Consider the following 23,437-nt stretch of genomic DNA (forward strand, 5'->3'; position numbering starts at 1 on the left):
ACCCCGGGTATGCGACTTACTTCACGATGGTGATGCGGTCCGCCTTCGGCGGGGCGACCGGGTTCGACGCCGAGGAGTTGGCCGTCAGGTACTGCTCCAGCGCGGTCAGGTCGTCGGCGCCGACGACGTCGTTCGTGCCCTGGCCGAGGGTCGGGAAGCCGTCACCGCCGCCCGCGAGGAAGCTGTTCGTCGCGACACGGTAGGTGGCCGACGGGTCGATGGCCGAGCCGTTCAGCTTGATGCTGTCCGTGACCACCCGGTCGGCGCCCGACTTGGTGAGGTCCAGCGTGTAGGTCAGACCGGACGACACCTGGAGGATCTTCGGGGCCGCCGCGTTCGGGCCGGACACCTGCTCCTTGAGCGCCTGGACGACCTGCGCGCCCGTGAAGTTCTGGAGGTTCACGGTGTTGGCGAACGGCTGGACCGTGAAGCCCTCCGCGTAGGTGACGACACCGTCGCCCTCGGCGCCCTTGGCCGCGTAGGTCAGCGGCGCGCGGATACCGCCCGGGTTCATCAGCGCCAGGTCGGTCTCCGGGTCGAGCTGCTTGCCGTGGGCGAGCTGGGCGTCGGCGATGAGGTCGCCGAGCGGGGACTCGGTGCCGGTGTTGCCGATGTCGCCGGAGATGTAGCCGATCGCGCGGTTGCCGATGGGCGCCGCCAGCGTGTTCCACTTGCCGATCAGCTCGGTCATGTCGGGCGCCTTGGGGACGTCCCGGGTGACCACGCGGTTCGCGGACTTCACCGCCGTACGGGCGATGTCGCCGGTCCTGCGGTCGTACGTCAGCGTCGTGTCGGTGTAGAGGCGGCCGAAGGACGCGGCCGAGGTGACCATGCGGGGCTTGCCCGCCGGGTCGGCGATGCTGCACACGTACGCGTTGTGCGTGTGGCCGGTGACCAGCGCGTCCACCTGCGGCGTGACGTTCTTGGCGATGTCGACGATCGGGCCGGAGATGCCGTCGCCCGCACCCGGGGAGTCACAGTCGTAGTTGTACGACGTCGACGCCGGGAAGCCGCCCTCGTGGATGAGCGCGACGATCGACTTCACGCCCTGCTTCTGCAGCACCTTGGCGTACTTGTTGATCGTCTCGACCTCGTCCTTGAAGGCGAGGCCCTTGACGCCCTCGGCGGAGACGATGTCCGGGGTGCCCTCCAGGGTCACGCCGATGAAGCCGACCTTGACGCCGTTCTTCTTCCACACCCAGTAGGGCTTGAGGATCGGCTTCTTCGTCCTCTCGTCGAGGACGTTGGCCGCGAGGTAGGGGAAGTCGGCGCCCTTGAACTTCTTGTCCGAGTAGCAGCCGTCCTTCGGGTGGCAGCCGCCGTTCTGGAGGCGGCCGAGCTCCTTGGCGCCCTCGTCGAACTCGTGGTTGCCGACCGAGGTGACGTCGAGGTCGAGCTTGTTCAGCGCCTCGATGGTCGGCTCATCGTGGAACAGCCCGGACAGCAGCGGGGAGGCGCCGACCATGTCGCCGCCGGCGGCCGTGATGGAGTACTTCTCACCCTTGCGGGCCTGCCGCAGGTGCGTGGCGAGGTACTCGACACCACCGGCGTCGATGGTCTTCGTCGTGCCGTCGGGCTGCGTCTCGGTGACACGGCCGGAGGAACCGGCGGGCGGCTCCAGGTTGCCGTGCAGGTCGTTGAAGGACAGCAGCTGGACGTCCTGGTAGCGGCCGTGGCCGTACCCGCCCTCGCTGCGCTCCTCCCCGGCGGAAGCCGAGCCGGGCAGTCCGGCCGCGGCCAGCGCACCGACGGTGACGACACCGGCGGCGAGAGCGGCGAAACGGTTCGTACGACGTCTGCGGCGGTCCGGGTGCGCCGGTGAAGTGGCTGGCATACGCCCCCCTGTAGGTCTGCTGGGACAGTGATGTCGTCCGGCGCAGCCTAGAGTCAACGCGCGTAGCGCAACAGGTGTTTCATGGTTACGGCCTGGTTGCTTCTTTGCCGCCGTTTTGCCGGTGGTGCCCCGTACCCTCGTACGCATGACCAGCGACGACACCGTAAGGCCGGGCCACCCCCGCTCGATCGAGACCCTTGCCGCCCTCTCCCCGGAGCAGACCGAGGCCGTGCTCGGACTGCTCGACGAGGCGGCCCGGACCGACGGGCAGCAGGCGGTGTCCGAACAGGGCCGGTTGCAGCTGCGGGGCGGGGAGCGGGAGGGCGTGTCCCATCTGCTGCTCACCGCCGGCGGGGAACTGGTCGGTTACGCCCAGCTGGAGGACACCGACCCGGTGGAGCCGCCGGCTGCCGAGCTGGTGGTGCACCCCGGGCACCGCGGACACGGGCACGGGCGTGCGCTCGGCTCGGCCCTGCTGGCCGCTTCGGGGAAGCGACTGCGGGTGTGGGCGCACGGCGGGCACTCCGCCGCCCGGCATCTCGCGCAGGTCCTCGGCCTCACGCTCTTCCGGGAACTGCGCCAGATGCGACGCTCGTTGACCGACTTCGACGCGCCCGACCCGGTGCTCCCCGAGGGCGTCTCGGTCCGTGCCTTCGTCCCCGGCAAGGACGACGCGGCCTGGCTCGCGGTGAACGCCGCCGCCTTCGCGCACCACCCCGAACAGGGCTCCCTCACCCAGCGCGACCTCGACGACCGCAAGGCCGAGCCGTGGTTCGACCCGGCGGGCTTCTTCCTCGCCTTCCGCGGCGACGAACTGGTCGGCTTCCACTGGACCAAGGTGCACGCCGAGGAGGGCCTGGGCGAGGTGTACGTCCTCGGCGTCGGCCCCGGCGCGCAGGGCGGCGGCCTCGGCAAGTCCCTGACCACGATCGGGCTGCGGCACCTCGCGGACCAGGGGCTGCCGACCGCCATGCTCTACGTCGACGCCGACAACCAGGCGGCGGTGTCGGTGTACGAGCGCCTGGGGTTCGTCACGCATGAGGTTGACCTGATGTACCGCACGGAGACGTGACGGAGCGTCGGGGTTACCGTTCGTGCCTCGATCGTCACTGATCGCCCGTACGCTGCGGAAAAGGTCCGGTGTTGTCTGGCGCGCAGGCAACGGGAGCAGCCCCAGGGCCCGATACTCGTGTTCGGCGCAGGCCCTTGGGCGTCGTTCCTCACGTACGTCACCGACTGACTGTCGGGGCCGCCCGCTTCCTTGTCAGTGTCGTGCTTCCACGGCCTGCTTCAAGGGCGCTTCGCGTCGGCTGCGCCGATCGGCCTGCGGCCGACCCTTGACCCAGTCCGCTCCAGCACGAGGAAGAAGCGAGCGAGCGGCCCGGAAAGGCGGGTGGCCGAACCCCGTATGCGGTCATCGGCCCGTTGCATCGCTGATCGGCGTCGGCGGGCGCGGACGCGTCTCGCATGCACGCCGGGTGGGCTCGGCGGCGAACGGTGGGTGGGGCGTGAGGAGTGGGGGTGCGCACGGTGTCGCGCGGCAGGGCGGGCGCCCGCCCGGTGGGTTGACGGCGAGGGACGCGGGCGCGGGGCAGCGGGGCGCGGCGGCCTCGTAGGGGCATAGGCAGGACCTTGTGGAGCATTTGGGCCCACTGTCCAGCGCTCACCAGCAGCCTTACTCCCGCCCCCTTGGCCCATCCGCTCCAAGTACCGGAGAGGGCGCCCCCTTTGTTCCACCCCGGTGACTCCCCTCCCTTCAAGAAGCGAGTGGCCCCGGCAGTTCCGGTCCGACAGGCCGGGGGTGCAGGACTCAGGACTCCGGCCCTGGTCACTCCGCCCAGGACGGGCGCCAGGTCTTGCCTTTCGTGAGCCGGGGTTGTGCCGCCAGGTGGGCGCGCAGGGCGGTCAGGCCCGGGTGAGGGTTGTCCGTGCGCCAGAGCAGGGAGTGCGGGTAGACCGGGGTCGGGTCGCGCAGCGGGACGAGGCGCAGGTCGTGGTCGGTCGGCCACACCAGCGGGGTGCGTTCGCTGAGGAACGTCGCCAGGGTCGGGGAGTCCGCGACGGTGTCGAGGAGGGCCTCGACGCCGAAGTTGGGGCCGATGGTGTCGATGGCCGGGCCGAAGGTGGCGGCGAGTTCGTCGTAGTAGGCGGCCCACTCCGTGCCGGGCTCGTTGCCCGGCATCCAGATGCGGTGTCCTGCGAGTTGCGCCGGCGTCACCCACTCGGCCCGGGCGAACTCGTGGCCGCGGCCGACGCACAGCCGGAGCGGCTCGTCGAGGACCGGGGTCGCCGTGATGCCGTCGGGAAGCCGGTGCCCGGGCATGGTGACGGCCCGGAACGTGGCGTCGACGGCCCCGTCCCGCACGGCGCCGACCGCCGCTTCGACTCCGAACAGGGTGACGACGTCCAGCCTGATCTCCGGGTGCGCCCGGTGGAAGTCCCGTACCAGTCCCGCCGTGGCGGCCCGGCGCCCCACGACGTCGACCCGCAGCACCCGGTCGCCGGGCCGTACGGCGGCCACCGCCCGTTCCTCCGCCTGGAGCAGGGCGCGGGCGTGTGGCAAAAGCGCCTGCCCGTCGATGGTGAGCGCCGCCCCGCGCGGTGTGCGGACGAGCAGCCGCACACCGAGGTCCTTCTCCAGCGCGGCGATCCGCTTGGACACGGCCTGCTGGGTGAGGGCGAGGTCCACGGCGGCCTTCTGGAACTGCCCGGAGTCGGCGATCGCGACGAAGGCGCGTACGGCTTTGAGATCCACGAGTAACAGGGTAGCCACACAACCCTTGGTTGTAGGACTACCCTGCTCCATCGACGTACACGGCCCGGCATGGCCATCCGCACAACCGCTCGATGTGCCAGGCGCCGGACTAGAGCCGGATCCGCCGCCGCAGTGGCTCCACCGTGCACACCACGCCGAGGAGCACGGCCCCGCCCAGCACCAAGGCCCACCGCTCGTGCGCCGCCGCCCACCGCTCGTCCTGCACCGGTACGAACAGGGCCCAGCGGCCGGGCCAGAACAGCAGGGTCAGGACGGCTGTGGTCAACAGCGCGCCCGTGACCGGCGGTCCGGGCCGGGTGACCTCGCTGAAGCGCACCGCGGCCGCAGCTCCGGCCACCGCCAGGACGAAGGCCGCCCCCGCCTCCAGCGTGATGTCGGCGACCGGAGGCCGTACGCCCGGCGGCACGAGCAGCAGCGCGACCGTCCACCAGGCCGCCGTGGCCGGGACGGCGAGGGCCGTGCGCAGGGCGATGCGGACCGGGCGCGGGCTCGGCACGGTGGACGTGGTGTGGCGGGCCGGGTCGTCCAGGAGGAAGGCCAGGCCCACCGCGAAGGCGAGGATCGCTGCCCGCAGCAGATACAGGGAGAGCTGTTCCGCCGTCTCGCCGGTCCGGGTCAGCGCGGCGAGCAGCAGTCCCGTCGCCCCGGCCGCGCCGATCGCCGCCCACGGCACCGTCCGGTGGACGGGGAACACCAACTGCCTGATCACGAGCACTTGTCCTTCCCCTCGGGCGCGGGCAGGTCCAGCAGATCGGCGGCCCGGGCCGTGGTGACCTTCGGTGCGGTCAGTTCGCGCCAGTGGTCCTTGACCCGCGCTTCGGCCTCGTCGCGGGGCAGGTCGAGCAGCGCCCGAAGCACCTCGGTCTGGGCCTCGGTCATGTAAAGGCCCTCGGTGGGCTGGAGCACGTAGGCGGAGCCGGTGACACTGTCGTCGAGGCGGACGCGGCGCAGCGCGTCGAGCGGCTCGGACTCCCAGCCCACGGCCAGCCACATCAGGGGAACCATGCGGCCGTCGCAGATCGAGGTCGCGGCCTTCTCGTCACCCGCGATCAGCACACCGGCCACGGCCGCCGAGAACTCGGGGACGCGGTTGCCGCCCCACGCGGTGCCCACCGTCACCTCGTGCGGCCGTTCCAGCGGGGCCAGAGCGGAGTCACTGGAGAGGCCGTAGCGCGCTTCGATCCGCTGCCGTACGACGAGGTCCTGCTCGTGTGCGCTGCCCCCGGCCAGGGACCGGACCCGGTCCACGACCCCGGCCCAGTCCGCCACCCGCGGCCCCCACTCGGGGAACGCGCAGTACGTCGATCCGTCCCGGCGGACACAGGACTGCACCTGCTCGGGGTGCACGCTCGCGCGTTCGCGTGCCTTGACCAGCTCGGGGGAGTCGCCCGCCGACTGGGCCACTCCGCCGACCAGCGTCAGGGCGAGCGCCCCGGCGACACCGGCGAGCACGGCCGGCTTGCGGGCACCGGCCAGGAGCACCGCCAGCAGTCCGAGGCACAGGCCCAGCCCGGCCAGGTACAGGGCGTGCCAGGCGGCCGGCCGGCCCATCAGGTCGGACGGCAGGGTGTTGGGGGACGCCTCCTCGACCGCCGGCAGCAGCCACCTCGCCCCGTAGTCCATGCCCGAGAGGAAGAGGAAGAAGAACAGGAAGAGCACCACCAGCAGCGGCCCGGCCAGAGCGGACCGCACCAGCCCTGCCAGGAGCAGCCCGAACAGCCCGAACAGCAGCACGGTCAGCGGGCCGACGAGCAGTTCGCCCACCGACCCGTGCCCGATCGCGCCGGGCCGCAGTGCCTCCCGGCCGAACTGCCCGGCCACGCACACGGCGGTGAGCAGGGCCACGGCCACGACCGACAGGGCGTGGGCGGCCGTACGGCGCCACTGCGGGAACACCAGCACCGCGAGGTGCCGTTCCGTGTCGTGCCGCCGGGAGCGCAGGGCGGCGAGGTTGACGGACAGCAGGACCGCGAGGCCGATGAGCATCGGCGCGCCCTGGGTGGCCCGGTCGGCGTCCTGGAGGGCCGGGTAGTCGCCCCACGCCCTCCCGCCGCGCCACACGGTCCAGCCGACGTACACCGCGAAGGCCAGCAGCACCGGGACCCGGGTCAGCAGCCGGCGCGACTCGAACACGGCCAGAGCGAAGACGGCCTCCCAGGCCCCGCCCGGCTCCTCCACCGTCCCGGTCACGGCCGGTTTCTCCGTCACCGCGGTCATGCCGCCACCTCCGCTCCGGTGCCGTCGAGCGTGAGCAGGTAGCCGTCCTCCAGGGTGGGTTCGAGCAGCTCGGCGCCGGGCGGCGGGTCCCCCACGTTCCGGAAGGTGCCGGCCCCGGTGCGCCATCCCGCCTTCGCCTCGGGGGCCCGCTCGGTACTGCTCCACACGCGCCCCGCGGCCCGCTCGGTCAGTTCGGCCGGGGTGCCCTCGAACAGCACCCGGCCACCGGCCATGACCACCACGCGGTGGCAGAGCATCGCCACGTCCTCCGTCTGGTGGGTGGACAGCAGCACCGTCCGTCCCTGCCCGGCTTCCGCGATCAGCTCCCGGAACCGCATGCGCTGTTCGGGGTCAAGACCGACGGTCGGCTCGTCCAGCACCAGGAACCCGGGATCGCCGACGAGGGCCGCTCCCAGGGCGACGCGCTGCCGCATGCCCCCGGACAGCTTGCGGATCCGCTTGCCCCGCACGTCCGCCAGGCCGACCTCGTCGAGCACCCGCCGCACCTCCCGGTGCCGGGCGGCCCGGTCGGTCATCTCCTTGAGGATCGCCACGTAGTCGACGAACTCGAAGGCGGTGAAGTCCGGGTGGAAGCCCGGGGTCTGCGGCAGATAGCCCAGCCGGCGCCGCACCTCCTGCCGGCCGCGGGTGGTGCCCGGGTCGTGCCCGAGCACGGTGAAGGCCCCCCGGTCGGCGGGCTGGGCGGTGGCGAGCACCCTCAGCAGGGTGGTCTTGCCGGCGCCGTTGGGGCCGAGCAGCCCGGTGACGCCGGCGGTGAGCCGCAGCGACACGTCGTCGAGGGCCCGGGTACCGCCGTAGCGGAGGCTCAGCCCGGAGGCGGACACGGTCGTGGTCATACGGCACGTCCCTGGAAGAGGTCGAATCGGTCACGGAGCAGGAAGAGCAGCCCGGCGGCGAGCGCGGCGACCACCGCCGCCACGCCCTGCCCGGCCGCGGTGAACGGCGCGAGCGGCACGTCCGCCCCGGCCCGCAGCACGTCGGCCGCCAGCAGCAGCCCGGCCCACGCCCCGCCCACCAGGCACGGTGCGAGCACCGGCCCGAGACGGGGCGTCAGCGCGAGTCCGGTCGCCGTCAGCGCCAGCCCGGGCAGCAGCCAGGCCAGCGCCCGCAGCCCGTAGGCGGGCAGGGCGAGGGTCGCCAGCCCGTTCAGCGCGAGCACGACGGCCAGCACGGCCACGGTCCTGATCATCAGCAGCCGGAACCCGTGCATCGGCGCGACGACGGCCATCTCGTACGTCGGATCCAGCGCGGGCCCGTACGACAACGCCACCCCGGCCAGCGGCAGCAGCGGCGCGAGGGCCAGGAACAGCGTGGGGAACTCCCCGCCGCGCACGGCGTGCCCGGCCGCCACGCTCAGCAGCAGCACGGCGACGACCGCCCCCAGCCAGGACCGCCGCAGCACGGGCGTCGCCGCCAGCAGCCGCGCGGTGTGCCCGGCCACCCCGGCCCGCACGAGCAGCCTCTCCAGCAACCCCGTCCGGGGGGCGTCCAGTTCGGCGTCGAGCCGGTCCCAGCCGGCGTCGAGGGCGACGGGATCGCTGACCTCGGCCAGCACCGCGCGGCACCGCGCGCAGGAGGTCAGATGCGTGTCGGCGGACCAGAGAGCGGGGGCCTGCAGTTCCCCTCGCGCATACGCGCGCAGTTCCTCTTCGGACACGTGCCAGCTCATGCCAAGGCCTCCCGCAACTGCTTCCGGGCCCGCATCGCCCGCGTCTTGACCGTCCCGGGCGGTATCCCGAGCAGCACGGCCGCCTCACGGGTGGTCAGCCCGTCGATGACGGTCGCCTGCAGCACCGCCCGCAGCTCCGGCGACAGCCGGACCAGCGCCCCGGCGAGGTCACCGTGCTCCACCCCCGCGAGCACGCGTTCCTCCGCCGACACCTCGTCCCGGTGCCGCAGTCGCGCCAGTGCCTGCCGCAGCCGCCCCCGCGCCCCGTCGCCCCGCAGCGCGTCCACCAGCCGCCGCGAGGCGATGCGCCACAGCCACCCGGCCGCGTCCGGGGAGTGGCCCTCCTGCCGGTGGCGGGCCGTGCCGCGCCACACGGCGAGGAACGTCTCCTGCACCACGTCGTCGACGACCCCGAGGTCGGCGCACCGCCCCCGCAACCGGGCCCGCAGCCACGGGGCGTAGCGCCGGTACAGCTCCTCGAAGGCACGCCGGTCGGCGTCCGCGGCTATGGCCCGCAGCAGCTCCCCGTCGCTTCTCGTATCGCTCACGTCTCCTCATCGGACGGCCCGGCCCGAACGGTTCACGAAAGCACGCTTGACTTTCCCCGCTCCCTTGCACCACCCTTTCACTACTCAATTAGTGAAAGGGTGGTGCAGCAGTGGTCGAGTACCGCATCGACCGGCGCAGCGGCGTCGCCACCTACGTCCAGATCGTCCAGCAGACCAAACAGGCGCTGCGCCTGGGCCTGCTGGAGCCGGGGGACAAGCTCCCAACGGCCCGTGAGGTGGTGGAGGCCACCGCCATCAACCCGAACACGGTCCTCAAGGCCTACCGGGAACTGGAGCGCGAGGGCCTGGTCGAGGCCCGCCGCGGACTGGGCACCTTCGTCCGCAAGGCCCTGAGCACCGCCCCCGCCGACTCCCCGCTGCGCGCCGACCTGGACGCCTGGGCGGTCCGGGCACGCGAAGCCGGCCTGGAGCGCGAGGACGTGGCCGCCCTCTTCACTTCCGTACTCGACGCGCATTTCGCAGACTTCAAGGGGGACGCATGACCGACACCGCCATCGAGGCGGCGGGGCTGGGCAGGAGGTTCGGGCGACGCCGCGCCCCGGCCCTGGACGGCTGCGCCTTCCGGCTCCCCGCCGGCCGCGTCTGCGCCCTCACCGGCCCCAACGGCGCCGGCAAGTCCACCCTGCTCGCCCTGGCGGCCGGGCTGATCCGCCCCACCGAGGGCAGCATCACCGTGCTCGGCACCACCCCGGCCGCGGCCCGCGAGCGCCTCGCCTACGTCGCCCAGAACAAGCCGCTGTATCCCCAGCTCACCATCGCCGGGACCCTGCGGCTGGGCCGCGACCTCAACCCCCGGCGCTGGGACGCCGGGGTCGCCGAGCGGATCGTCGCGGAGGGCGACCTCGACCCCGACACGAAGATCCGGGCGCTCTCCGGCGGCCAGCGCACCCGCGTCGCGCTCGCCCTCGCGCTCGGCAAGCGCCCCGAACTGCTGCTGCTGGACGAGCCGATGGCCGACCTCGACCCGCTCGCCCGGCACCAGCTGACGGCCACGCTCATGGCCGACGCCGCCGACCACGGCACCACGGTTGTCATGTCCTCGCACGTCGTGGCGGAGCTGGAGGGCTCCTGCGACCACGTGCTGCTGCTCGGCTCGGGCCACGTCCGGCTCGCCGGGCCGCTCGACGACCTGCTCGCCGCGCACACCCTGGTCACGGGCCGGGCGGGCGAGGCCCTCGACCCGCACACGGTGGTCGAGTCGCGCACCACCGGCCGCCAGCTGACCGCCCTGGTCCGGCCCGCGGGCCCCCTCGGCGACGGATTCCAGGGCGACCGCCCGTCCCTGGAGGAGGTCGTCCTGGCCCACCTGCGCTCCCCCGACGCCCCGCCGCTCCTGCTCGACGCGCGGGAGGCCGCCGTATGACCGCCCTCGACACCGTGACCGCACCCGCCGTCATCCGGCGCTCCTCGCCGTCGCGCGGCGTGCTCCTGGCCATGCTCCGGCTGCACCGCACGGCGCTGCTGTTCTGGGTGGGGCTGGTGGCGGTCGCCGCCGGGGCGCTGCTGTGGGCGATGGGCCCGGGCGCGGACGCCGCCTGGGCCGAGTACCGGGCCATGGGCTGCGACCTGGCCCGCCCGGACCTGGGCTGCGACTTCCCCGGTCCCGCGAACAGCCGGTACCAGACGGCCGTGGCGGTCGGCATCGGCCTCGTCAGGCTCCTCCCGCTGCTCACCGGCGCCTGGGCGGGCGGCGCCCTCATCGGCCGTGAGCTGGAGAACGGCACCGCCAAGCTCGCCTGGACCCAGTCGGTCGGCCCGGCCCGCTGGCTGGCCGCCAAGCTCGCGGTCCCGGCCCTGCTGCTCGTGACGGGCACGCTCATGCTGACGCTGCTGCACCGCATGCTGTGGTCGTCGGACCGTGCCCTGATCGACGTGGGCTGGCGCGCGTGGCACGACGACGGCGTCTTCGAGATCAACGGCACCGTCGCCGCCGCCGAGGCCCTCGCCGCCCTGGCCCTCGGCGTCCTGGTGGGGCTGCTGCTGCGCCGGTCGCTGCCCGCCCTCGGCGTCGCGGTCCTGGCCGTCGTGTCACTCGTCTACGTCGTCGGCGAACTGCGCCCGCACCTGTGGCCGGTGAAGACGGTCGCGACCGGCCTGGACGACGGCACCCCCGGCCTCGACAGCATGATCGTCGAGACCGGCGCCCTGACCGCCTCCGGCGCCCGCGTCCCGATCCCGTCGTGCTCGGGCGAGCCCGGCTGCGACGCCGGAAACGGCATCACCCACTACTACGCCGACTACCACCCGGCCTCCCACTTCTGGCCCCTCCAGCTCATGGAGACCGGCCTCCTCCTCGCCGTCGCCGCCCTGGCGGCCGCGACCGCCTTCGTTCTGCTGCGCCGCCGCACGGGAGCCGCCGTATGACCGCCCTCACCGCGACGACCGCCCCCGCCGCCCGTACCGCCCTCCACCGGGGCGGCCTGCTGCGGGCGGTGCTGCGGACCCACCGCTCGGCCCTGGTCCTGTCGCTGCTGGCGCTGGCCGCCGCGACCGGCGCCCTGATCTGGCTGCACTCGCTCGGGGACGAGGCCCGGGCGGGCGTGAGCGCCTGCGCCACGCCCCCCACGGACCGGCTCCCCTCCTGCGCGGCCGTCGAGGCGATCACCACCGACGAGGTGTACGCGAACGGCATCGCCGTGCTCTCCACCGCCCTGTCCTGGGTGATGTTCCCCGTGGCAGCCTGGGCGGGCGGCGCCCTCGTCGGCCGCGAACTGGAGAGCGGCACCGCCCAGCTGGCCTGGACCCAGTCGGTCGGCCCCCTGCGCTGGCTGGCCGTGAAACTGGCCGCTCCGGCCGCGCTGCTCACCGCCGGCACCGGCGCGCTCGTACCGCTGAACATCTGGGCACGCGGCGACGGCGATCCCGACCTGGTCGGCGACTGGTACTACCCGGACGCGTTCGTGTCGACGGGCCCGGTGGCCGTGGCCTACGCCCTGGCCGGACTCGCCCTCGGCGCCCTCGCCGGACTGGTGTGGCGCCGGGCCCTGCCCGCCACCGGGGTGGCCCTGGCCGCCTCCCTGCTCCTCCACAGCCTCCTGGAACGGCACCGCGAGGACCTCTGGCCGACCGTCGGCCGCATCGCGCCCGGCAGCATCGAGCTGCCTCGCTCGGCCTTCCAGGTCACCTGGGACACCCCCACGCCCGACGGCGTCGAGATCGGCCACGCCACGTTCCACCCGCAGTCCCACTTCTGGCCGCTCCAGTACGTGGAGACCGGCCTGCTGCTGGCCGTGGCCGGCACCGCGACGGCCGCCGCCTTCCTCGTGCTGGCCCGCCGCCTCCCCTGAACCCGGTCCGCGCGTCCTTCCACGGGGGGATGGACGCGCGGCCCGCCCTTCGGGGACACTCCGTGCCGCACGGCGATACCGAGAGGTCGTCCACAGCCTGTGGGCGGCCGCCCCGGCCGCACCCCCGGCCCTGTGGACGCCCACGGGCCGCCCCCCGGTGTCCCGCACGTCATGTCTCCGTAACCATCGATTCAGACGGGCTTGCGAAGCTCGGCCAATGAATCCCGCCGTGCCTGAGCCTCCCCCGTCCCGCGAGGGCCCCGAGGGAAACGGGAGCACTCATGTGACGTCTTCGCTCCCGCCCGTGCTGTCCGACGCGCCCGTGATGCTCGCGGCGCGGAAGAATGGGTCCATGAGCCAGCCGAACACCCAGGCACAGGTCCAGCACGCGCAGCCCTCCGTGGGCTCCATAGCAGCCCACCGCCCCCACACGGTGGCGGCCGTCGTCTCCGATCTGGAACCCGACATCGACGCCGACCTCGATGCGTACGAGGAGTCGCCGTACGACGGGCCCCAGCTGCCGCAGGGTCGTTTCCTCGACCGGGAGCGCAGCTGGCTCGCGTTCAACGAGCGGGTACTCGAACTCGCCGAGGACCCCGACACACCCCTGCTGGAGCGGGCCAACTTCCTCGCGATCTTCGCCAGCAACCTGGACGAGTTCTTCATGGTCCGGGTGGCCGGACTGAAGCGCCGCATCGCCACCGGCGTGGCCACCCGCTCCGCGTCCGGCCTCCAGCCGCGCGAGGTGCTGGAGATGATCTGGGCCCGCTCGCGGGAACTCATGGCCCGGCACGCCGCCTGCTACCACGAGGACGTCGCCCCGGCACTCGCGGAGGAGGGCATCCACCTGGTCCGCTGGAACGAACTGCAGGAGAAGGAGCAGGCCCGCCTGTTCACCCTGTTCCGGCACCAGATCTTCCCCGTGCTGACCCCGCTGGCGGTCGACCCGGCGCACCCCTTCCCGTACATCTCCGGCCTGTCCCTGAACCTGGCCGTCGTCGTACGCAACCCGGTCACCGGCCACAAGCACTTCGCCCGCGTCAAGGTGCCGCCGCTGCTGTCGCGGTTCCTGGAGAGCTCCCCGGGCCGCTACGTCCCCATCGAGGACGTCATCGCCGCGCACCTGGAGGAGCTGTTCCCGGGCATGGAGGTCCTGGAGCACCACGCCTTCCGCCTCACCCGCAACGAGGACCTGGAAGTGGAGGAGGACGACGCCGAGAACCTCCTCCAGGCGCTGGAGAAGGAGCTCATGCGGCGCCGCTTCGGCCCGCCGGTGCGCCTGGAGGTCGAGGAGTCCATCGACCGCGAGGTCCTGGACCTCCTCGTGCGCGAGCTGAAGATCAGCGAGGCCGAGGTCTACCCGCTGCCGGGCCCGCTGGACCTGACGGGCCTGTTCCGGATCGCCTCCCTGGACCGGCCGGAGCTCAAGTACCGCAAGTTCGTCGCCGGCACCCACCGCGACCTCGCCGAGGTCGAGTCGGCGTCCGCGCCGGACGTCTTCGCCGCGCTGCGCGAGCGGGACGTCCTGCTGCACCACCCGTACGACTCGTTCTCCACCTCCGTCCAGGCCTTCCTGGAGCAGGCCGCCGGCGACCCGGACGTCCTCGCCATCAAGCAGACCCTGTACCGGACTTCGGGCGACTCCCCGATAGTCGACGCGCTCATCGAGGCCGCGGAGACCGGCAAGCAGGTCCTGGTGCTGGTCGAGATCAAGGCCCGCTTCGACGAGCACGCCAACATCAAGTGGGCGCGCAAGCTCGAGGAGGCCGGCTGCCACGTGGTCTACGGCCTGGTCGGTCTGAAGACCCACTGCAAGCTGTCGCTGGTGGTCCGCCAGGAGGGCGAGACGCTCCGCCGCTACAGCCACGTCGGCACCGGCAACTACCACCCGAAGACGGCCCGGCTCTACGAGGACCTCGGCCTGCTCACGGCCGACCCGCAGGTCGGCGCCGACCTCTCGGACCTCTTCAACCGCCTGTCCGGCTACTCGCGCCGGGAGACCTACCGCCGGCTGCTCGTGGCGCCCAAGTCGCTGCGTGACGGCCTGGTCTCGCGGATCACCAAGGAAGTCCAGCACCACCGCGCGGGACGGCCCGCGTACGTTCGCATCAAGGTCAACTCGCTGGTCGACGAGGCCGTCATCGACGCCTGCTACCGCGCGGCCCAGGCGGGCGTGCCGGTGGACATCTGGGTGCGCGGCATCTGCGCGGTGCGCCCGGGCGTGGCGGGTCTGTCGGAGAACATCAGGGTCCGCTCGATCCTCGGCCGTTTCCTGGAGCACTCCCGGGTGTTCGCCTTCGGCAACGGCGGCGAGCCCGAGGTGTGGTTCGGCAGCGCCGACATGATGCACCGCAACCTCGACCGCCGGATAGAGGCCCTGGTCCGGGTCACCGACCCGGCTCACCGGGCAGCCCTGAACCGGCTGCTGGAGACCGGCATGTCCGACTCCACCGCCTCCTGGCACCTCGGCCCGGACGGCGACTGGACCCGGCATGCGACCGACGCGGACGGACAGCCCCTGCGCAACGTCCAGGAGATGCTCATAGACGCCCGGAGGCGCCGGCGTGGCACAGCAACACCTTGACCCCACGGACCCCCGGTCCAGGCACGACGGGCCCGCCCCCACCGGAGACGCCCTCGCGGGCTATCTGCGGGCCCAGGCCACGGAGTTCCTCCGCGCGCTGCGCCTGCACCGGGAGACGGGGTCGGGCCCGAACGGCTCGGAGGGGTCCGCCGAGGCGGCCCGCGCCCTGCGCCGCTCGGCCCGCCGCATCAGCGCCAGCCTGCACTCGTTCCAGCCCCTCCTCGACGCGGACTGGTGCGAGACGATGCGCCCCGAACTGGCCTGGGTGTCGGGGACGCTGGCGATGGAGCACGCGTACACGGCCCGCCTGGAACGCCTGCTGGCGGCCCTGCACCGCTTGTCGGGCTCCACGGTGTTCCCGGCCCAGGCCGGCGCACGGGCGGGCGCGGCGACGCCCCCCAGGGCCGGTGCCCCCGCCCCGGAACGCGGCAACCTGACCGTCGGCGCGGCGAAGGCCGGCGCCCTGCTCGACCGCCAGCTCACCCTCGCCCGCACCCGGGCCCATTCCACCGCCCTGCAGGCCCTGGGCAGCAGCCGCTTCCACGCCGTCGCGGACAAGGTCGCCGTCCTGGCCAGCGAGGTCCCCCTCACCAAGACCGCCGGTACCACCGACCTGCGTCCCCTGGCCGGTGCCGCCCGGGACCGCCTCGCCGACGCCGTGACCGCCCTCCCCCTCATCACCGCGGGAAACCCGTACAACGCCACGGCCCTCGTGCACGGCCTGTCCCCGGACACGGTCCCGCACCCTCAGGACGCCCCGTGGCACCAGGTCAGGCTGCTGCTGCGCCTGCACCGCTACGCCCGCGAGGCCGTCAGCGGTCCGAAGGGCAACGCCGTGGTCGATCTGCGCCTGCTCTCCGCCGGCCAGGCCCTGAACCGGCACCGCGACGCCTCGGAGGCGGCGGCAGCGGCGGCCCAGGCGGCCCGTACCCCGCGCATCGCCCCGGCCACGGCGTACGCCCTCGGCGTGCTCCACGCCGACCAGCGGCACGAGGTGGAGGCGGCGCGCTTCGCGTTCCAGCAGGCCTGGCAGAAGGAGACCGTGGGCGCGTCATGACCGGGCGCCCGGCACCAGGAGGCGGTGAAACACGGTGAACACTCCCAAGGACACCACCGTCCGGGCGGCGGGCTGCGTCCTGTGGCGCCGGTCCCCGGCCACCGGCGAGCCGGAACTCTGCCTGATCCACCGGCCGAAATACGACGACTGGTCGTGGCCGAAGGGGAAACTGAAGCGTGGCGAGGACGCACTCACCGGAGCACTGCGCGAGGTGGCGGAGGAGACGGGCTGCCGGGCCCTGCCGGGCCCCGAGCTGTCCACCCAGCGCTACCTGGCGGGCGGGCGCCCCAAGCAGGTCCGCTACTGGGCCGCCGAGGCGGTGAGCTGCGCGTTCTCGCCGACGGACGAGGTGGACCGGGTGCTGTGGCTGGCGCCCGCCGCCGCCCGCGACCGTCTCACCCAGCCACACGACCGGCCCTTGGTCGAGGAGCTGCTCGCCGTTCTGCACCTGCCCCGGGCGGGCGGCTGACCGGATGGTCCCGTTTCGTCCGTAAAAGCGGAATGCCGACGTGCTCTCCCCGTGAGCATTCCGTTACCTCACCAGGCCTTAGACAGGGGTTCACCCCTCGTTCATGTGCGGCCATCGGCGCCTTCACCTGATCTGCCTAATTTCGGCCTTACCGACGCGAGCCGCGCCTGCTGAGTGCGGCCGCGTCCGCGACACCTCGTCTTCGCACGCCGCCGATCAGGACGGCGGCTCCTGGAAGGAACTCAAGTGAAGCTTCAGCGCATGAACCGGCGGGCCCTCGCTCTCGGTGCTCTCGCCGTCTCCGGCGCCCTGGCCCTCACGGCGTGCGGCTCCGACGACACCGGCGGCGCCTCCGGCGGCGGTTCCTCCAACGCCGCCGCGCCGAGCAACGTCAAGTGCGACGACGCCAAGGGCCAGCTGCTGGCCGACGGCTCCTCCGCGCAGAAGAACGCGATCGACGCCTGGGTGAAGCAGTTCACCGCGGCCTGCCAGGGCCTCCAGATCAACTACAAGGGCGGCGGCTCCGGCGCCGGCGTCACCGCGTTCACCCAGGGCCAGGTCGCCTTCGCCGGCTCCGACTCCGCGCTGAAGCCCGACGAGGTCGCCGCCTCCAAGAAGGTCTGCAACGGCGGCCAGGGCATCGACCTGCCGATGGTCGGCGGCCCGATCGCGGTCGGCTACAACGTCAACGGCGTGGACAACCTCGTCCTCGACGCCCCGACCCTGGCGAAGATCTTCAACGGCAAGATCACCAACTGGAACGACGCCGCGATCAAGAAGCTGAACCCCGACGCGAAGCTCCCGGACCTCAAGATCCAGGCGTTCCACCGCTCGGACGACTCCGGCACCACGGACAACTTCACCAAGTACCTGATCGCCACCGCCAAGGGCGACTGGCCCTACGACGGCGGCAAGACCTGGCAGGCCAAGGGCGGCCAGTCCGCCTCCGGCTCCTCCGGCGTCGCCCAGCAGGTGAAGCAGACCAACGGCGCCATCGGCTACTTCGAGCTGTCGTACGCCAAGGACGGCCTGAAGACGGTCGACCTCGACACGGGCGCCGCCCAGCCGGTCAAGGCCACCGTCGAGAACGCCACCAAGGCGATCTCCGAGGCCAAGGTCGTCGGCACGGGCAAGGACCTCTCCCTGCAGCTGAACTACGGCACCAAGGCCGAGGGCGCCTACCCGATGGTCCTCGTCACCTACGAGATCGTCTGCGACAAGGGCAACAAGTCCGACACGCTGCCCGGCACCAAGGCGTTCCTGCGCTACATCGCCTCCGAGGACGGCCAGAAGATCCTCTCCGAGAACGACTACGCGCCGATCCCCGCCGACATCATCTCCCAGGTCCGCACCACCATCGAGGGCCTGAGCTGACCCGAGTGCGGCCCGGCCCCCTCCCCGGGGCCGGGCCGCACCGTCCGGTGCACCGCCGCCAGTGGCCGTACCCCGCGTACGGCTCCGCAGACCGGAGAACCCGATGGGCACACCCACACAGATAACCGACGCACCTCCCCCCGCCTCGCAGCCGGCCGTCGACAAGCGCGCCGCACGCGGCGCCACCCGGCCCGGAGACCGGATCTTCCTCGGTCTCTCCCGCGGGTCGGGCATCCTGCTGCTGGTGGTCATGGCCGCGATCGCGGTCTTCCTCACCTACCGCGCCTCCCTCGCGATCAGCAAGGACCAGGGCAACTTCCTCACGACCTTCCAGTGGGACACCAACCTCGTCCCGCCGAACTTCGGCATCGCCGTCCTGGCCTTCGGCACGGTCGTCTCCTCGATCGTCGCCATGGTCATCGCGGTCCCGGTCGCCGTCGCCATCGCGCTGTTCCTCACGCACTACGCCCCGCGCCGGTTGCGCGGCCCCATCGCGTACGTGATCGACCTGCTCGCCGCCGTGCCGTCCATCGTCTACGGCCTGTGGGGCGCCCTCGTCCTGGTGCCGCAGATGACCGGCCTCTTCAGCTGGCTGAACGACTACTTCGGGTGGACCGGCGTCTTCTCGTGGGAGGGCGGCGCCCCCCGCTCGATGCTGACCGTCGGCATCCTGCTCGCGATCATGATCCTGCCGATCATCACCAACGTCAGCCGCGAGGTCTTCCGCCAGGTCCCGCAGATGCACGAGGAGGCGGCCCTGGCGCTCGGCGCCACCCGCTGGGAAGTGATCCGCATGGCGGTCATCCCCTTCGGCCGCTCCGGCGTCATCTCCGCGTCGATGCTCGGCCTCGGCCGCGCCCTCGGCGAGACCATGGCCGTCGCCACCGTGCTCTCCCCGACCTTCGACATCCAGGCCAGCCTGCTGGATCCGGGCGGTGGCACGTTCGCCCAGAACATCGCCAGCAAGTTCGGTGAGGCCACCGAGTTCGGCCGCGACGCGCTGATCGCCTCCGGCCTGGTCCTGTTCGTCATCACCCTGCTGGTCAACGGCGCGGCCCGCGCGATCATCGCCCGCCGCAAGGAGTACTCGGGGGCCAACGCATGAGCACCGCGACCGTCACCCCGAAGGGCCCCAGCACCCTGCGCGGCGCCCGCCTGCCCAAGTGGTCCCCGTACGCCATCGCCGCCGGTTCGATCGCCCTCGCGATCGGCATCGGCCTGGCCGGCGGCCTGCACAGCCGCGTCCAGTGGGGCCTGATCGCCGCGATCCTGTACGTCGTGGGCACCTACGCCATCGCCGCGGGCGTCGAGGGCAAGCGGCAGGCCAAGGACCGCATCGCGACCTCCTTCGTGTGGGTCGCCTTCCTGCTCGCCGTCGTCCCGCTCGCCTCGCTGATCTGGTCGACCGTCGTGCGCGGCGTGAAGGTCCTCGACGTCTACTTCCTGACCCACTCCATGGGCGTCGTCGCCGACACCGAGCCCGGCGGCGGCATCTACCACGCCATCCTCGGCACCCTGGAGCAGGTCGGACTCGCCACGGTGATCGCCGCGCCCATCGGCGTGCTCACCGCGATCTACCTCGTCGAGTACGGCCGGGGCAACCTCTCCAAGGCCATCACGTTCTTCGTCGACGTCATGACCGGTATCCCGTCGATCGTCGCGGGTCTGTTCATCCTCAGCCTCATGCTGATGTTCGACATGGAGCCCTTCGGCTTCGCCGGCTCGCTGGCCCTGGCCATCCTGATGATGCCGGTGGTCGTGCGCTCCACGGAGGAGATGCTCAAGCTCGTCCCGAACGAACTGCGCGAGGCCTCCCTGGCGCTCGGCGTCCCCAAGTGGCGCACCATCCTGAAGGTGGTCCTGCCGACGTCCATCGGCGGCATCACCACGGGCATCATGCTCTCGATCGCCCGTATCACCGGTGAGACCGCCCCGGTCCTGCTGCTGGTGTGGGGCAACGCGTTCATCAACGCCAACCCCTTCGAGGGGGCGCAGGCCTCGCTGCCGCTGTACATCTACCAGCAGTACGCGAACAGCGCGGGCTCCGGTGCGGCGTACGACCGCGCCTGGGCGGCCTCGCTCACCCTGATCGCCTTCGTGATGCTCCTGAACCTGGTGGCCCGCGGGATCGCCCGCTGGAAGGCCCCGAAGACCGGTCGCTAAAGCGTCAATATGCGGCTACCGCCGCGCGGGGCCACACAGCGACCCCCAGACTCTGGAAGTGAAGTAGTAATGGCCAAGCGAATCGACGTAAGCGGACTCACCGCCTACTACGGCTCCCACAAGGCGATCGAGGACATCTCGATGACCGTCGAGCCGCGCTCGGTGACGGCGTTCATCGGCCCCTCCGGCTGCGGCAAGTCGACGTTCCTGCGCACGCTGAACCGCATGCACGAGGTCACCTCGGGCGGCCGCGTCGAGGGCAAGGTGCTCCTCGACGACGAGGACCTCTACGGCACGGGCATCGACCCGGTGTCGGTCCGCCGCGAGGTCGGCATGGTGTTCCAGCGTCCGAACCCGTTCCCCACGATGTCGATCTTCGACAACGTGGCGGCGGGCCTGCGACTGAACGGCAACTACAAGAAGAGCGAGCTCGCGGACATCGTCGAGCGCTCCCTCAAGGGCGCGAACCTCTGGAACGAGGTCAAGGACCGTCTGAACAAGCCCGGCTCGGGCCTCTCCGGCGGCCAGCAGCAGCGTCTGTGCATCGCGCGGGCGATCGCGGTCGAGCCGAACGTGCTGCTCATGGACGAGCCCTGCTCTGCGCTCGACCCGATCTCCACGCTCGCGATCGAGGACCTGATCGGCGAGCTCAAGGAGCGCTTCACGATCGTCATCGTGACGCACAACATGCAGCAGGCGGCCCGCGTCTCCGACCGCACGGCCTTCTTCAACCTCGCGGCGGTCGGTCAGCCCGGCAAGCTCATCGAGATCGACGACACGGAGCGCATCTTCTCCAACCCGTCGGTCCAGGCCACGGAGGACTACATCTCCGGCCGCTTCGGCTGAGCCGGCCTGCCGAGTCTCCTCGCGGTGCTGCATGGCGGTGCCACCGCGAGGCCGAAAAAGGGCCCGCCCCCGGCTCCCGGGGGCGGGCCCTCTCGTATGCGTCCGGTGTCTACAGGAACGCCAGATTCACGATCCCGTACGACGCGGCGGCCACGATCGCCGCGGCCGGCATCGTGATGAACCATCCCAGGATGATGTTCTTGGCGACGCCCCACCGCACGGCGTTCACCCGCTTGGTCGCTCCCACGCCCATGATCGCGGACGTGATGACGTGCGTCGTGGAGATCGGCGCCTTGAAGAGGAACGCCGTGGTGAACATGATCGAGGCTCCGGTGGTCTCCGCCGCGAAGCCCTGCGGCGGGTCCAGCTCGATGATCTTCCGGCCGAGCGTCCGCATGATCCGCCAGCCGCCGGCGTAGGTGCCCAGCGACAGCATCACCGCACAGGCGATCTTGACCCACACCGGGATCGGGTCGCCGTAGTCCTCGACATCGGCGATGACGAGCGCCATCACGACGATGCCCATGGTCTTCTGCGCGTCCTGCAGACCGTGCCCCAGCGCCATGCCGGCCGCCGAGACGGTCTGCGCTATCCGGAAACCGCGCTTGGCCTTGTGCGGGTTGGCCTTCCGGAAGATCCACATGATGGCGGTCATCACCAGATAACCGGCCAGCAGACCGACCACCGGGGAGATGAACATGGGGATGACGACCTTCTCCAGCACCCCGCTCCAGTAGACGGTCGTCCCGCCGGCCAGCGCCGCCCCGACCATGCCGCCGAACAGCGCGTGGGACGAGGAGGACGGCAGCCCGAAGTACCAGGTGATGAGGTTCCAGACGATCGCGCCCACCAGCGCGGCGAAGAGGATGCCCATCCCCTTCGACCCGGTCGGTGTCTGGATCAAGCCCTCACTGACGGTCTTGGCGACCCCGGAGCCCATGAACGCGCCGGCGAGGTTCATCACCGCGGCCATGGCCAGCGCGGCCCTCGGCGTCAGCGCCCGCGTCGAGACGGACGTGGCGATCGCGTTCGCCGAGTCGTGGAAGCCGTTGGTGTACGTGAAGAAGAGCGCGACGCCGATGGTCGCGACCAGAGCGAAGGTGTCCATGAAGGGCTCAGGACTCCTTGACGGCGATGGTCTCCACCGTGTTCGCCACGTGCTCGAACGCGTCCGCCGCTTCCTCCAGCACATCCACGATCTGCTTGAGCTTCAGCACGTCCATGGCGTCGTACTTGCCGTTGAAGAGGTGCGCCAGCAGCTTGCGGTGGATCTGGTCGGCCTGGTTCTCCAGGCGGTTGACCTCGATCCAGTACTCGGTGAGGTTGTCCATCGTGCGCAGATGCGGCATGGCCTCGGCCGTCAGTTCGGCAGCGCGCGCCAGTACCTCGATCTGCTGCTCGACGCCCTTGGGCAGTTCCTCGACGTTGTAGAGGACGACCAGGTCGACGGCCTCTTCCATGAAGTCCATGATGTCGTCGAGCGACGAGGCGAGGGAGTAGATGTCCTCGCGGTCGAACGGCGTGATGAACGAAGAGTTCAGCTGGTGGAAGATCGCGTGCGTGGCGTCGTCACCGGCGTGTTCCGCGGCCCGCATACGCTCTGCGATCTCGGCCCGGGCGGACGAGTCCGCCCCGAGCAGTTCCATCAGGAGCTTCGAGCCCGTGACGATGTTGTCCGCGGAGGCGGCGAACATGTCGTAGAAGCTCGTCTCCCTGGGGGTCAGACGAAAGCGCACGTGGGGTCCTCGGGGTGCTTCGGTTTCGGTCAGGCTGATGCTAGGCGCATCATCCGGCCACGGCTATCGGGCCGCCCACCAGTGTCGCCCATCGGGCACAGTGGTGAACACGGGGGCGGTTGTCAGGCCCGTATACCCCGCAAAGTTCGGTACCATATACCCACCAGGGGTATATATCGGCCCACTGCCCACCAGGAGGAAGCGATGACGGACGTGACCGACACAACAGATGTCGCACATGTCACCACCGGCAGCGCCGAGCCCGCCGGTGCGGACGCGACATCCGATCACGACCACGGTGTGCACGGGTACCACAAGCAGAAGGACGAGCACCTCAAGCGCCTGCGCCGTATCGAGGGCCAGATCCGCGGCCTGCAGCGCATGGTCGACGAGGACGTCTACTGCATCGACATACTCACGCAGGTCTCCGCCTCCACCAAGGCCCTGCAGTCCTTCGCCCTGCAGCTGCTGGAGGAACACCTGCGGCACTGCGTCGCGACAGCAGCCGTTGAGAGCTCCGCTCAGGGGGCCCTCAAGGGCGGTGACGAGATCGACGCCAAGGTGAAGGAGGCGACCCAGGCGATCGCCCGCATGCTGCGGACGTGAGCCGAGCCCGGCCTCGACGGACGCCCTGGTTCAGCCTCTGGAGGAGTCCCGCTCCTCGGCCACCTTCAGCACCTCGTCGATGCTCTCCAGGCTGAGCCGCTCGCGGGCGGCCGAGGCCGCGATGATCAGCTCTCCGCACAACTCGATCTCGGCGAGGGCCACGTGGTCCTGAACTGCCGTACCGCCGACCGGAGCCACGTGCATCACCTCGTCTCTGCCGTTGCCGGCT

23 protein-coding genes are annotated in these 23,437 nt (G+C 71.6%); 13 read left to right on the forward strand and 10 right to left on the reverse strand.

Features of this window, described 5'->3' with window-relative positions:
• Positions 1–16: 16 nt before the first annotated feature.
• On the reverse strand, positions 17–1,834 hold the full coding sequence (locus tag ABTX60_RS38805; RefSeq protein ID WP_352101594.1) for a bifunctional metallophosphatase/5'-nucleotidase: 1,818 nt from the start codon (positions 1,832–1,834) through the stop codon (positions 17–19).
• Positions 1,835–1,979: 145 nt separating this feature from the next.
• Here ABTX60_RS38805 and mshD point away from each other — a divergent pair, with 145 nt between their 5' ends.
• A complete protein-coding gene (gene mshD, locus ABTX60_RS38810) occupies positions 1,980–2,906 on the forward strand; it encodes a mycothiol synthase (RefSeq protein ID WP_352101595.1) in 927 nt (308 codons plus the stop codon).
• A gap of 756 nt (positions 2,907–3,662) precedes the next feature.
• On the opposite strand, the gene ABTX60_RS38815 is transcribed toward mshD, so the two are convergent.
• From ABTX60_RS38815 to ABTX60_RS38840, 6 genes are all read right to left on the reverse strand, one after another.
• A complete protein-coding gene (locus tag ABTX60_RS38815) occupies positions 3,663–4,589 on the reverse strand; it encodes a LysR family transcriptional regulator (protein ID WP_352101596.1) in 927 nt (308 codons plus the stop codon).
• A gap of 109 nt (positions 4,590–4,698) precedes the next feature.
• Positions 4,699–5,319, reverse strand: coding sequence for an ABC transporter (locus ABTX60_RS38820; protein WP_352101597.1), 621 nt, complete (start codon positions 5,317–5,319; stop codon positions 4,699–4,701).
• Positions 5,316–6,827 (reverse strand): ABC transporter permease, encoded by a 1,512-nt coding sequence (locus ABTX60_RS38825; RefSeq protein WP_352101598.1) that lies wholly within the window; start codon positions 6,825–6,827, stop codon positions 5,316–5,318. Before ABTX60_RS38825 ends, ABTX60_RS38820 begins: the two co-directional genes overlap by 4 nt.
• The gene (locus ABTX60_RS38830; RefSeq protein ID WP_352101599.1) at positions 6,824–7,684 is read right to left on the reverse strand and encodes an ABC transporter ATP-binding protein; all 861 of its coding nucleotides are present in this window, start codon (positions 7,682–7,684) and stop codon (positions 6,824–6,826) included. Before ABTX60_RS38830 ends, ABTX60_RS38825 begins: the two co-directional genes overlap by 4 nt.
• Positions 7,681–8,517 (reverse strand): cupin domain-containing protein, encoded by an 837-nt coding sequence (locus ABTX60_RS38835; protein WP_352101600.1) that lies wholly within the window; start codon positions 8,515–8,517, stop codon positions 7,681–7,683. The genes ABTX60_RS38830 and ABTX60_RS38835 overlap by 4 nt, the downstream gene beginning before the upstream one ends.
• A complete protein-coding gene (locus ABTX60_RS38840) occupies positions 8,514–9,065 on the reverse strand; it encodes an RNA polymerase sigma factor (RefSeq protein WP_351628267.1) in 552 nt (183 codons plus the stop codon). The genes ABTX60_RS38835 and ABTX60_RS38840 overlap by 4 nt, the downstream gene beginning before the upstream one ends.
• Before the next feature lie 110 nt (positions 9,066–9,175).
• Here ABTX60_RS38840 and ABTX60_RS38845 point away from each other — a divergent pair, with 110 nt between their 5' ends.
• The 11 genes from ABTX60_RS38845 to pstB all read left to right on the forward strand — a co-directional run bounded on the left by ABTX60_RS38845 (position 9,176) and on the right by pstB (position 20,866).
• The gene (locus tag ABTX60_RS38845) at positions 9,176–9,568 is read left to right on the forward strand and encodes a GntR family transcriptional regulator (protein WP_104787686.1); all 393 of its coding nucleotides are present in this window, start codon (positions 9,176–9,178) and stop codon (positions 9,566–9,568) included.
• Positions 9,565–10,449 carry an ABC transporter ATP-binding protein gene (locus ABTX60_RS38850; RefSeq protein WP_352101601.1) on the forward strand — a complete coding sequence of 295 codons (885 nt, stop codon included), beginning with the start codon at positions 9,565–9,567 and terminating at the stop codon, positions 10,447–10,449. Before ABTX60_RS38845 ends, ABTX60_RS38850 begins: the two co-directional genes overlap by 4 nt.
• Entirely contained in the window at positions 10,446–11,450 is a 1,005-nt protein-coding gene (locus tag ABTX60_RS38855; RefSeq protein ID WP_352101602.1) for an ABC-2 membrane transporter-related protein, read from the forward strand. Before ABTX60_RS38850 ends, ABTX60_RS38855 begins: the two co-directional genes overlap by 4 nt.
• The gene (locus ABTX60_RS38860) at positions 11,447–12,373 is read left to right on the forward strand and encodes an ABC-2 membrane transporter-related protein (protein WP_352101603.1); all 927 of its coding nucleotides are present in this window, start codon (positions 11,447–11,449) and stop codon (positions 12,371–12,373) included. The genes ABTX60_RS38855 and ABTX60_RS38860 overlap by 4 nt, the downstream gene beginning before the upstream one ends.
• A gap of 352 nt (positions 12,374–12,725) precedes the next feature.
• Complete coding sequence (locus ABTX60_RS38865) at positions 12,726–14,957, forward strand: RNA degradosome polyphosphate kinase (RefSeq protein ID WP_352101604.1); 2,232 nt, start codon at positions 12,726–12,728, stop codon at positions 14,955–14,957.
• Complete coding sequence (locus tag ABTX60_RS38870) at positions 14,938–16,014, forward strand: CHAD domain-containing protein (RefSeq protein ID WP_352101605.1); 1,077 nt, start codon at positions 14,938–14,940, stop codon at positions 16,012–16,014. The genes ABTX60_RS38865 and ABTX60_RS38870 overlap by 20 nt, the downstream gene beginning before the upstream one ends.
• A gap of 34 nt (positions 16,015–16,048) precedes the next feature.
• A complete protein-coding gene (locus ABTX60_RS38875) occupies positions 16,049–16,483 on the forward strand; it encodes an NUDIX hydrolase (protein WP_352101606.1) in 435 nt (144 codons plus the stop codon).
• A 246-nt stretch (positions 16,484–16,729) separates the two neighbouring features.
• Entirely contained in the window at positions 16,730–17,857 is a 1,128-nt protein-coding gene (gene pstS, locus ABTX60_RS38880; protein WP_352101607.1) for a phosphate ABC transporter substrate-binding protein PstS, read from the forward strand.
• Positions 17,858–17,960: 103 nt separating this feature from the next.
• Positions 17,961–18,962: a phosphate ABC transporter permease subunit PstC gene (pstC, locus tag ABTX60_RS38885; RefSeq protein WP_104787704.1), complete on the forward strand. Its 1,002-nt coding sequence runs from the start codon at positions 17,961–17,963 to the stop codon at positions 18,960–18,962.
• Complete coding sequence (pstA, locus tag ABTX60_RS38890; RefSeq protein ID WP_352101608.1) at positions 18,959–20,020, forward strand: phosphate ABC transporter permease PstA; 1,062 nt, start codon at positions 18,959–18,961, stop codon at positions 20,018–20,020. Before pstC ends, pstA begins: the two co-directional genes overlap by 4 nt.
• A gap of 69 nt (positions 20,021–20,089) precedes the next feature.
• Entirely contained in the window at positions 20,090–20,866 is a 777-nt protein-coding gene (gene pstB / locus ABTX60_RS38895) for a phosphate ABC transporter ATP-binding protein PstB (RefSeq protein ID WP_031105672.1), read from the forward strand.
• 109 nt (positions 20,867–20,975) lie between these two features.
• Here pstB and ABTX60_RS38900 read toward each other — a convergent pair whose 3' ends face one another.
• Both ABTX60_RS38900 and ABTX60_RS38905 read right to left on the reverse strand, forming a co-directional pair.
• Complete coding sequence (locus ABTX60_RS38900) at positions 20,976–21,974, reverse strand: inorganic phosphate transporter (protein ID WP_352101609.1); 999 nt, start codon at positions 21,972–21,974, stop codon at positions 20,976–20,978.
• Positions 21,975–21,981: 7 nt separating this feature from the next.
• A complete protein-coding gene (locus ABTX60_RS38905) occupies positions 21,982–22,602 on the reverse strand; it encodes a DUF47 domain-containing protein (RefSeq protein WP_104787713.1) in 621 nt (206 codons plus the stop codon).
• A gap of 204 nt (positions 22,603–22,806) precedes the next feature.
• Between ABTX60_RS38905 and ABTX60_RS38910 the strand changes: the two genes are divergently transcribed.
• Positions 22,807–23,208 (forward strand): metal-sensitive transcriptional regulator, encoded by a 402-nt coding sequence (locus tag ABTX60_RS38910; protein ID WP_352101610.1) that lies wholly within the window; start codon positions 22,807–22,809, stop codon positions 23,206–23,208.
• 30 nt (positions 23,209–23,238) lie between these two features.
• Here ABTX60_RS38910 and ABTX60_RS38915 read toward each other — a convergent pair whose 3' ends face one another.
• A complete protein-coding gene (locus ABTX60_RS38915; RefSeq protein WP_167526760.1) occupies positions 23,239–23,406 on the reverse strand; it encodes a hypothetical protein in 168 nt (55 codons plus the stop codon).
• Positions 23,407–23,437 lie beyond the last annotated feature (31 nt).

The organism is Streptomyces sp. NPDC126510 (assembly GCF_040302345.1).
GTDB lineage: Bacteria > Actinomycetota > Actinomycetes > Streptomycetales > Streptomycetaceae > Streptomyces.